The sequence below is a fragment of the Streptomyces sp. JHA26 genome (genome assembly GCF_002005565.1).
In the GTDB taxonomy this organism is placed as follows: domain Bacteria; phylum Actinomycetota; class Actinomycetes; order Streptomycetales; family Streptomycetaceae; genus Streptomyces.
The window spans coordinates 159,976-168,367 of sequence record NZ_BDJC01000007.1; the positions used below are offsets into that span (position 1 = coordinate 159,976).

The window sequence follows — 8,392 nt, forward strand, 5'->3', positions numbered from 1 at the left end:
CTTCGTCGAAGGTCGCGGTCGTTCCGCGAGGCTACCGACCGTGGTCAGCGGGGTCGTGGTCCCGGGTGAGTGACTGTTCGGTCCAGATGACTTTGCCGTGTCTCGTGTAGCGCACGCCCCACCGATCGGCGAGCTGGGCGACGAGGAACAGGCCGCGTCCGCCCTCGTCGAACTCGGCCGCCTGGACCACGCGCGGTGCGGTGCTGCTCGCGTCGCGCACCTCGCAGATCAGGACATGGCGCCGGAGGAGCCGAACGGTGACGGGCGGCGCGCCGTACCGGACGGCGTTCGTGATCAGTTCGCTGAGGATGAGTTCCGTGGTGAAACCCGTGTCGTCGAGTTCCCAGTTCTCCAGTTGCCGCATGCACCGGGCACGGACGGCGCCGGCCGCCGGGGCCGGTGGCGGTGTCAGCGGGCGACGGCCTCGACGGCGGCCGGGTCCTCGCCGGTCAGTTCCGCGATGCGGTGCGCCGGCACACCGGCCGCCAGCGCGCGGGTGAGCAGTGCTTCGCGGCCGTCCGTACAGGAACGGTAGGCCAGCAGCTCCTCCTCCAGCCGTGCGACGTCCTCCGGTGCCGCACGGTGGCGCAGACGGCTCAGCTCCTCCTCCCCGAGGGGAACGGGCAGCCGCTCGACGTCCTCGGGGATGGCCCGCGTCTCCTCCGGCGGCAGCAGGCGCAGCGCGGGGGAAGAGGCGGTGACGCCCTGCGCGTCGAGCCAGGCGCGCACGGCGGGGGTCTGCATACAGGCCAGGTCCCCGAGGGCCGCGGGGGGCGTCCCGAGCATCGAGGCCGGGTCGTTCAGCAGGACGAGGTAGGCGTCGTCGGTCATGCGTGGTTCCTCACAAGGGTGGACGGTCGGCTCCGCAGGCTTCCCTCTACCCGCTGCGGACGGCCTCACCGCGGTGACGTCCCGCGGCGGACCGCCCCGGCCCCCGTCCCGGTGGGCCCGGTCCGGCGGGCGTGGGTGGAGGGCCGTGGGTCAGCCGATGTTCCAGGTGAAGCTGCCGCCGTTGCCGGCCGCGACGGCGAGCATCACGATCATGAGGACGATGTCGGCCACTCCGAGGCCGATGTCCCACTTCGCCATCGTGGAGCCGGTCCGGTGCAGCGCCACGGCGCCGAAGACGATGGCCAGCGGACCCAGGACGATCGGCAGGATGAACAGGCCGACGATGCCGCAGACCAGTCCCGCGATCGCCAGTCCGCTCGTCCCGCTCGTCTTGTGCGCACCCGCTCGGCTGTAGGACGACATCGTCATCTCCCAGATGGTCGTGGTGGGCGTCTTTCGCCCTTCCGGTTCCTTCCTGGTTGCCCGTCCCGGCCGGGACATGCCTGCGACGGTCGGCCAAGTGCTGCCGCGCGACGGGGAGTTGCCGGGCCGGTGGCGGGTGGCGGGGGCGAGGGCCGGTCCGGTGACCGGTGTGCAACCGGGGGCCCGGTCGACCGCGGTCAGCAGGTCCTCGGAGGGCCTCACGCCGGAGGCGGCGGCATGCGCGTGGACCTGCTGCGGACGCACGGCGCACCCGGGCTGCGGGTACGACGTCACCGGCGCACCCTGGAGACAGGGCGAGCGCCCGGGGGTCGCGCACCCGCCGCTCGGCGCGGGTGGCCGACGGGTGACCGTGCACGGTCGGCTCCTCGGCCCCGCGCACAGTGACCGGGGCGTCGCGGGCTCCTGCACCGTGCCGGTCCCGGCCGCCCGCCCCGGCGTTTCCCATTCGCGAGGTGATCGACCATGAGCTCAGACGAAACACGCGAGCGGCTGCGGCAGATGCGGGAGAAGGCCGAGAACCTGGCCGACGCCGCGGAGCGGACCGACGATCCGCAGCAGCGGGCCCGTCTTCAGGAGAAGGCGCGCTCGCTGCGGTCCCGGTGCGAGCAGGAGAGCGGCATGCGCAGCGGGGACATCTATCCCTCGGAGTAGAGGGACCGGCCGGGGTGAGGCGGTCCCCGCCCCGGCCACGGGGCCGGTCGCCGACGGCGTCGCCGCCGCCCGGGCCGCCGGGCGTACGTTCCGGACCGCGCGGGGCGGCGGGCAGCGCGTCGACCAGGATCCGGGCGTCCCCTCGGGCAGGGTGGGGGCGCCTCTCCGCCGGAGGGGCGAGCAGGCGCGGTCCCTGGAGGTCTCATGCGCATCCGTCTCGTCGCAGCCCTCGGCTCCACGGCGCTGGCTGCCACCGCTCTGGCGGGTGCTCCCGCCGCCGAGGCCCGGGCCGCGGCCGCCGAGCACTTCCGCGTGGCGGTCGGAAACACGTGGACCGACGGCACCGTCACCTTCTACAACCGCTCGGTTCTCGTGGAGGGCGTCCACAGGTCGGTCAGCGCCGCCAACCGCATGACCTGCCGCAACACCCTGGCGAGGACGGTCAACGCGTCCGGCCCCATGGTCAGCAAGGTCTCCAGCGACATCGCCTGCGGCAACACCCGGAAGTTCAGCTTCGTCGTGCGGGCGGACCGCCCCGGCGGGGCCACCGCCGTGGAGGTCTGCCTCACCGACGCCAACAGCACGGAGCTGAAGTGCCATGTCGTCCTGTCGTGACCTCCCGGCGGCCCGGTCCCACCGCCGGCTCCCGGTCACGGCCCGCCGGTCCTGCCGTCCGGTCCGGCGCCGCCCGGTTCCGGCCCCTGGTCGTCGCCGCCGGTCCCCGAGGCCCTGACGAGCACTTCCCCGGCCGCCGTCCGGGCGTACAGCACCGACCGCCCGGCCCGCCACCGCCGCACCAGCCCCGCGTCCAGCAGCACCCGCAGGTGTCCGCCCACCGATCCCAGCCCCTTGCCGGTCACGGCGACCAGCTGCGTCGTGCTCATGGGGGTCCCGAGCAGCATCAGCAGTCCGGCCCGCACGGTGCCGACGAGCGCCCCGAGCGCGGCCGGGACCGGGCGCCGGTCGTGATCGTCGGCGAGCACCCCGAGGCACGGGTAGACGACGGCGTACCGTTCCTGCCCCTCCCACGACACCCAACCGGTCCTCGGCGTGACCGGCATGAACAGCAGGTCGGCCCCGTCGGCGATCTCCCGCGGCGGGTAGGCGTTCGGGTTGACCTGGAGGCGGCTCTCCCCGATCCACCGCGCCCCCGGCTTCAGGGAGTCCAGCACGGCCGCCCAGCCGCCCCGGCCCACCTGCGCCGTCCGGGCGATCACGTCGGCCTCCAGGATGCGTCGCCGGCGCTCCCAGTACGGCCGTACGGTCTCGTCCCAGACGTACGTCAGAAGCGCGGTCGCCCGCTCGGGCAGGTCGTCCCGCTCCAGGGCGGCGGGGAGCGGGCCGCCCAGAGACACACGGAGGTCGGCCCGGGCCTGCCCGGCCCCGGTCGCCCGCACCCGGGCCACGGTCTCCTCGAAGCTCTCGCCGATGCGTGAGGTGGGGCAGAAGAAGTCGGCGATCCAGGAGGTGCCGAGCGCCGCCCGCACGAGCGGGGCGGCCACCGGGTCGGCCGTGAGGCGCGCCCGGTAGCCGGGCAGGTGCGCGTGCAGCCAGGTCTCCTCGCCCCGGTGGGCGCCCGTCCCCGCGTGCAGCAGTTTCAGGCTCGCGAACGTCTCGGCGAACGGCGAGAGCACGAACCGGCTGCGGGCGAGGGTGTCGGTGCCGATCTGCCACAAGCCCATGCGGACGACCTTTCGTGTGTCGGCGAAACAGTACCCACGCTCCCCGGCCGGTCCGAGACTGCGACGCATGCGCAGCTACCGTTCCCTGTTCCGCACTCCGGAGTTCACTCCGTTCCTGCTCTCCTTCGCCGTCTTCGCCGCGGCCCAGACGATCGGCGGTCTGGCCCTCGGCACGCTGGTGTACCGGGCCACCGGCTCCCCGTTCCTGTCGGCGGTGAGCATGTTCGGCCCGCAGCTGGCGCAGGTGCTGGGCGGTGCGTTCCTGCTCTCGGGCGCCGACCGGCTGCCCCCGCGGGCGGTGCTGTGCGGTCTCGGGCTCGCCTTCGCGGCCGGTTCCGCGGTGCTGGCGCTGCCCGGTCTGCCCGTCGGGGCGGTCTTCGCGGTCGTCCTGGTGCAGGGCCTGGTCGCGTCGCTGGGCGGAGGGGTGCGCGGGGGCCTGATCAACGAGATCCTGTCCAAGGACGGCTACGTCCTGGGGCGTTCGGTGTACAACATGCTCTGGGGCCTGGTGCAGACGGCCGGTTTCGCGGCGGGCGGCGCGCTGCTGGTGTTCCTGTCCCCCCGGGCCTGTCTGCTGCTCGCGGCGGCGGCCTACGCGGTGTCGGCCCTCGTCACCCGGCTGGGTCTCACGGCCCGGCCCCCGCGTTCCCCGGGCCGCCCCTCCCTCTCGGCCTCCTGGCGCGCCAACGCCGTCCTGTGGTCCTCACGCCCCCGTCGCCTGACGTACCTCGGCCTGTGGGTCCCCAACGGCCTGATCGTCGGAAGCGATTCGCTCTACGTCTCCTACGCCCCCGAGTCCGCGGGCATGCTGTACGCGTCGGGGGCGCTGGGCATGTTCGTGGGTGACCTGGCGGTGGGCCGTCTGGTGCCGGTCGCGTTGCGCCCCCGTCTGGCGACGCCGCTGCGCCTGCTGCTGGCCGTTCCCTACCTGTTCTTCGTGCTGCGGCCGGGGGTGGCGCCGTCGGCGGTGGCGGTCACCGTCGCCTCCGTCGGCTTCGCCGCGAGCCTGGTCCTCCAGGAACGTCTGATGCAGCTCACCCCCGACGACCTCGCGGGCCAGGCTCTCGGCCTGCACGCCACCGGCATGGCCGCCCTGCAGGGCCTCGGCACCGTCCTCGCGGGCACACTGGCCCAACTGACCTCACCGGCCGCGGCGATCACCCTGATGGCGACCGCGTCCGCCACCGTGACCCTGGTCCTCGCCGCACTGGGACGCCGCGGGGAACGCCGCCCGGCCGCCGCCGGTACGCGGGCCGGAGTCCCGGCGGAGAGTCCGGCGGAGTGACGTCCGAAGCCCCGCCGGGCCCGCCCGCTGCCGCTGGGCTCGCGCCGGGGGCGGACGGGGAGGACGGCCTGCTCGACCCCCTGCCGCGGCACTGCCGGCATCCGGCCGTCGCCCGGCGGGCGGGGGCGGCGGGCCGTGAGGCGGGGCTACGGGGCGGTCAGTGGAGGGTGGGGCGGTAGACGAGTTCCTGGATGTGGCCGTCGAGGGTCCTGTGCTCGAGCAGTTCCAGGTCGAAGTCGGCCGCGTCCCGGAAGATCGGGTCGAGTCCGGTCCGGCCGGTGATGACGGGGAAGAGCGTCACCTGCAGGCGGTCGACCAGGCCGGCGGCCATCAGGGCCCGGTTCATCGACAGGCTGCCGTGCGAGCGCAGCGGCACGTCGGACTCCTCCTTGAGCCGGGCGACCACGTCGACGGCGTCACCATGGGCGACGGTCGCGTCCGGCCAGTCGAGGGGGCCTTCCAGCGTCGTCGACACCACCGTCGCCGGCAGGCTGCGCATCCTGGTGACCCAGGGGTCACGCACGTCGGACTCCTCGGTGCTCGCGGCCAGCATCTGGGTGAACAGCCGGTACGTGGCGGCCCCGAAGACCATCCGCTGGTCCGTGTCGTACAACGCGAGGCGGTGGTCGAGCAGTTCGGGGCCCTGCTTGCCCCAGTAGCCGGTCCAGTCGCCGCCGGCGGCGCCGTAGCCGTCGAGGCTGGTGAAGACGTCGAAGGTGTAGGTCGCGGTCATGGTGTGCTCCTCGGGTGGGCTTCGGCAACCGTCACACCCGTGGGGACCCGGCACCGCGCCGGAACTCATCGCCGTTCCACCACCGGTGGTCACGATCACTCGCAGGGCGTAAGGTGAACGGACGTTCGAGAGAACGCTTCAGCGGGGGACGGGATGGAGCACGGGGAGCGGGAGGGGCGCCGGACGGTGCCCGGGGCGGTGGTGGCCGCGGGGGTCGTCGGGGCGCTGGCCGTCGCCGCGTTCGTGCTGCGGCCCGCCGAGGGGCTGCTGCACTCCGGCAAGGGGCCGCTCGGCCACTGGGGCTTCGTCACGATCGGCCTGTCCGTCGTCTGGGCGGTGGGTGTCGTGCACGCCGTCCAGCAGCTCCGTCCCCGGATCGGCGCCGACTCCACCGCGCTGCCGCCGGGCGAGGAGCGGCTGCGACAGGCCGCCGTACGGCTGCTGCTCGCCGGGCCGGGGGTCGTCGGCGTCCTGGCCCTGGTGCTGCACCGGTTCACGCACGACAGCACAACGCCCGTGCCGGTGGACCTCCCGCCTCCCCCCGTGTCACCGTCCTCCTCCCTGCCCCCGGGCCGCGACAGGTCGTCGCCCGGGGAGGGCTCGGGGCACGCCCTGTCCCTGCCGTGGTACCTCCCGCTCGGTCTGCTGGTCGTGGTCGTCGTCGTGATCGTCGTGGTGGCCGTCGTACGGCGGCTGCGGCGGCTGCGGCGGTTCGGGCCGACGGTGCCGCCGCGTCCCGGCCCCTCGGGCGTCCCCGCGGAGGACGACGACGCGCGTCTGCTGTTGTCCGCCGTACGCTCGGGCCGTCATGCCCTGACCGACGCCGGCGACGCCCGGGCCGCCGTCATCGCCTGCTACGCCGCGATGGAGGACGCCCTCGTCGCGTCCGGCGTGCAGCGGCACGCCTCCGACAGTCCCGCCGACCTGCTCACCCGCGCCGCCGCCACGGGCCTCGCCCCGAACCCGGCCGCGCCGCGTCTGGCCGCGCTGTTCCGCGAAGCCCGTTTCTCCTCGCATCCGATGGGCGCTCCGCACCGCGAGGCCGCGGCCGAGGCCCTGGAAGACATCGCCTCGCGTCTCCAGGACCGGGAGACGGCGCGGTGAGCCGCGTCGCCCGCCGGACTCCGGAGCCGGACCTGCTCCCACTGCGCCGGATCGGGCTGCTCGGCGGGGCGGTCGCCGGGTCCGGTGTCCTGCTCGTCCTGCTGCTCGACGGCCCGGGGGCGGCCGGTGCCGTCGTGACCGTGCTCGTCGTCGCGGCGCTGGTGGCCGCCCGGTACGTGGCCGGGGCGGGCGCCTTCGACTCCGGGCGGCGGGACGAGGTACGGCTGCTGCGGACGCGGGCGCCGGGCATGGGCGAGTGGCGACGGAACGTCCACACCACCACCGGGCCCGACGGCGCCCTCTACTACCGCGCGGTCCTCCGCCCCGACCTGCGCCGTCTGTTCGCCGCCGCGCTCGCCGAGCACCACCACGTCTCGCTCGAGCAGCAGCCGGAGCGCGCCGCCGAGTTGATCGGGCCCGAACTGTGGCCGTGGCTGGGACCCGAGCCGCCCCGCACCGGGCCCGACGGCGACGTTCCCGTCGACGTGCTGCGCCGCCTCGTCGACCGGCTCGAAGCACTCGGCGCTCCCCGTACCCGTACTCCCCGTATCCCCCGTACCCGTACTCCCCGTACTCGTGAGGAAGAAGCGACGTGACGAGTCCCTCCACGCCCGGGCCCCGCACCGCCGGGCAGGTCGGCGAGCAGGCCGGTGCCGTACTGCGCGAGATCGGGCGTGCCGTCGTCGGCAAGTCGGGCGCCCTCGAACTCGTGATGCTGGCCGTACTGGCCGGCGGGCACGTCCTCGTCGAGGACCTGCCGGGGCTCGGCAAGACGCTCCTCGCGCGGTCCTTCGCCACCACGCTCGGCCTGGACTTCCGCCGGATCCAGTTCACGCCCGACCTGCTGCCCTCGGACGTCACCGGGGCGCCGCTGTACGACCAGCGCACCGGCGAGATGGTGTTCCACCCCGGCCCCGTCTTCACGCACCTCCTGCTCGCCGACGAGATCAACCGGACGCCGCCCAAGACACAGGCCGCGCTGCTCGAGGCGATGGCGGAGTCGCAGGTGACCGTGGACGGCGCCACGCGTCCGCTCGCCGACCCCTTCCTGGTGATCGCGACCGCCAACCCGGTGGAGTACGAGGGCACCTACTCCCTGCCCGAGGCCCAGCTCGACCGGTTCCAGCTGCGGGTGCGGATGGGCTATCTGGCGGCCCGGGAGGAGCTGGCGATGCTGCGGGCCCGGATCGACCGGGCCGCGCCCGAGGCCGTGCTCGACACGCTCGCGGGGCCGGCCGACGTCCTGGCGTGGCGGGCCGTCGTGGAGCGCGTGGAGATCGACGACGACCTGCTGGAGTACGCCGTCGCGCTCGTCGGCGCGACCCGCGACCACCCCCAGATCAGCATCGGCGCCTCACCGCGCGGCGGCCTCGCCCTGGTCCAGCTCGCGCGCGCCCGCGCCGTCCTGGACGGCCGGGACTACGTCGTCCCGGAGGACGTCAAGAGCCTCGCGGTGCCCGCGCTGGCCCACCGGGTGTCGCTGCGGCCGGAGTTGTGGGTGCGCGAGGTGTCCACGGACGACGTGCTGCGCGAGATCGTCGACAGCGTCGGCACGCCGTCCACACGGCGTACGGCCGCCGTGCCGTCGTGACCGCGCCCGCGCCGCGGCCGGACGCCGCGGTGGTCCGCGCCCTGGAGGGGCGCACCTCACCGGCCCAGCCG

At 74.6% G+C, this 8,392-nt stretch carries 11 protein-coding genes; 6 read left to right on the plus strand and 5 right to left on the minus strand.

Annotated elements, in window-relative coordinates; genetic code table 11:
• Positions 1 to 31: 31 nt before the first annotated feature.
• The 3 genes from JHAT_RS06905 to JHAT_RS06915 form a co-directional block, all read right to left on the minus strand.
• Complete coding sequence (locus JHAT_RS06905) at positions 32 to 364, minus strand: ATP-binding protein (protein WP_077797125.1); 333 nt, start codon at positions 362 to 364, stop codon at positions 32 to 34.
• Positions 365 to 408: 44 nt separating this feature from the next.
• Entirely contained in the window at positions 409 to 831 is a 423-nt protein-coding gene (locus tag JHAT_RS06910; protein WP_077797126.1) for a DUF6003 family protein, read from the minus strand.
• Positions 832 to 981: 150 nt separating this feature from the next.
• On the minus strand, positions 982 to 1,254 hold the full coding sequence (locus tag JHAT_RS06915) for a DUF4190 domain-containing protein (protein WP_077797150.1): 273 nt from the start codon (positions 1,252 to 1,254) through the stop codon (positions 982 to 984).
• Positions 1,255 to 1,737: 483 nt separating this feature from the next.
• On the opposite strand from JHAT_RS06915, the gene JHAT_RS06920 reads away from it, so the two are divergent.
• Both JHAT_RS06920 and JHAT_RS06925 read left to right on the plus strand, forming a co-directional pair.
• Positions 1,738 to 1,926, plus strand: a complete 189-nt coding sequence (locus JHAT_RS06920) for a DUF6381 family protein (protein WP_077797127.1) — start codon at positions 1,738 to 1,740, stop codon at positions 1,924 to 1,926.
• A gap of 204 nt (positions 1,927 to 2,130) precedes the next feature.
• Positions 2,131 to 2,541 (plus strand): hypothetical protein, encoded by a 411-nt coding sequence (locus JHAT_RS06925; RefSeq protein ID WP_077797128.1) that lies wholly within the window; start codon positions 2,131 to 2,133, stop codon positions 2,539 to 2,541.
• A gap of 35 nt (positions 2,542 to 2,576) precedes the next feature.
• On the opposite strand, the gene JHAT_RS06930 is transcribed toward JHAT_RS06925, so the two are convergent.
• Positions 2,577 to 3,608 carry a helix-turn-helix transcriptional regulator gene (locus JHAT_RS06930; protein ID WP_107481847.1) on the minus strand — a complete coding sequence of 344 codons (1,032 nt, stop codon included), beginning with the start codon at positions 3,606 to 3,608 and terminating at the stop codon, positions 2,577 to 2,579.
• Between the two features lie 67 nt (positions 3,609 to 3,675).
• Here JHAT_RS06930 and JHAT_RS06935 point away from each other — a divergent pair, with 67 nt between their 5' ends.
• Positions 3,676 to 4,893, plus strand: coding sequence for an MFS transporter (locus JHAT_RS06935; protein WP_171990780.1), 1,218 nt, complete (start codon positions 3,676 to 3,678; stop codon positions 4,891 to 4,893).
• A 157-nt stretch (positions 4,894 to 5,050) separates the two neighbouring features.
• Here JHAT_RS06935 and JHAT_RS06940 read toward each other — a convergent pair whose 3' ends face one another.
• Positions 5,051 to 5,626 (minus strand): dihydrofolate reductase family protein, encoded by a 576-nt coding sequence (locus JHAT_RS06940; protein ID WP_077797129.1) that lies wholly within the window; start codon positions 5,624 to 5,626, stop codon positions 5,051 to 5,053.
• A gap of 153 nt (positions 5,627 to 5,779) precedes the next feature.
• Here JHAT_RS06940 and JHAT_RS06945 point away from each other — a divergent pair, with 153 nt between their 5' ends.
• The 3 genes from JHAT_RS06945 to JHAT_RS06955 are packed head-to-tail and all read left to right on the plus strand — an operon-like array spanning position 5,780 to position 8,321.
• Positions 5,780 to 6,730, plus strand: coding sequence for a DUF4129 domain-containing protein (locus JHAT_RS06945; protein ID WP_077797130.1), 951 nt, complete (start codon positions 5,780 to 5,782; stop codon positions 6,728 to 6,730).
• Positions 6,727 to 7,326 (plus strand): hypothetical protein, encoded by a 600-nt coding sequence (locus tag JHAT_RS06950; protein WP_077797131.1) that lies wholly within the window; start codon positions 6,727 to 6,729, stop codon positions 7,324 to 7,326. Before JHAT_RS06945 ends, JHAT_RS06950 begins: the two co-directional genes overlap by 4 nt.
• Positions 7,323 to 8,321: a MoxR family ATPase gene (locus tag JHAT_RS06955; protein ID WP_077797132.1), complete on the plus strand. Its 999-nt coding sequence runs from the start codon at positions 7,323 to 7,325 to the stop codon at positions 8,319 to 8,321. Before JHAT_RS06950 ends, JHAT_RS06955 begins: the two co-directional genes overlap by 4 nt.
• Positions 8,322 to 8,392: the final 71 nt, after the last annotated feature.

Coding starts and splice junctions, on each gene's coding strand:
- JHAT_RS06905 (WP_077797125.1), bottom strand. CDS start 364: ATGCGGCAACTGGAGAACTGGGAACTCGACGACACGGGTTTCACCACG.
- JHAT_RS06910 (WP_077797126.1), bottom strand. CDS start 831: ATGACCGACGACGCCTACCTCGTCCTGCTGAACGACCCGGCCTCGATG.
- JHAT_RS06915 (WP_077797150.1), bottom strand. CDS start 1,254: ATGTCGTCCTACAGCCGAGCGGGTGCGCACAAGACGAGCGGGACGAGC.
- JHAT_RS06920 (WP_077797127.1), top strand. CDS start 1,738: ATGAGCTCAGACGAAACACGCGAGCGGCTGCGGCAGATGCGGGAGAAG.
- JHAT_RS06925 (WP_077797128.1), top strand. CDS start 2,131: ATGCGCATCCGTCTCGTCGCAGCCCTCGGCTCCACGGCGCTGGCTGCC.
- JHAT_RS06930 (WP_107481847.1), bottom strand. CDS start 3,608: ATGGGCTTGTGGCAGATCGGCACCGACACCCTCGCCCGCAGCCGGTTC.
- JHAT_RS06935 (WP_171990780.1), top strand. CDS start 3,676: ATGCGCAGCTACCGTTCCCTGTTCCGCACTCCGGAGTTCACTCCGTTC.
- JHAT_RS06940 (WP_077797129.1), bottom strand. CDS start 5,626: ATGACCGCGACCTACACCTTCGACGTCTTCACCAGCCTCGACGGCTAC.
- JHAT_RS06945 (WP_077797130.1), top strand. CDS start 5,780: ATGGAGCACGGGGAGCGGGAGGGGCGCCGGACGGTGCCCGGGGCGGTG.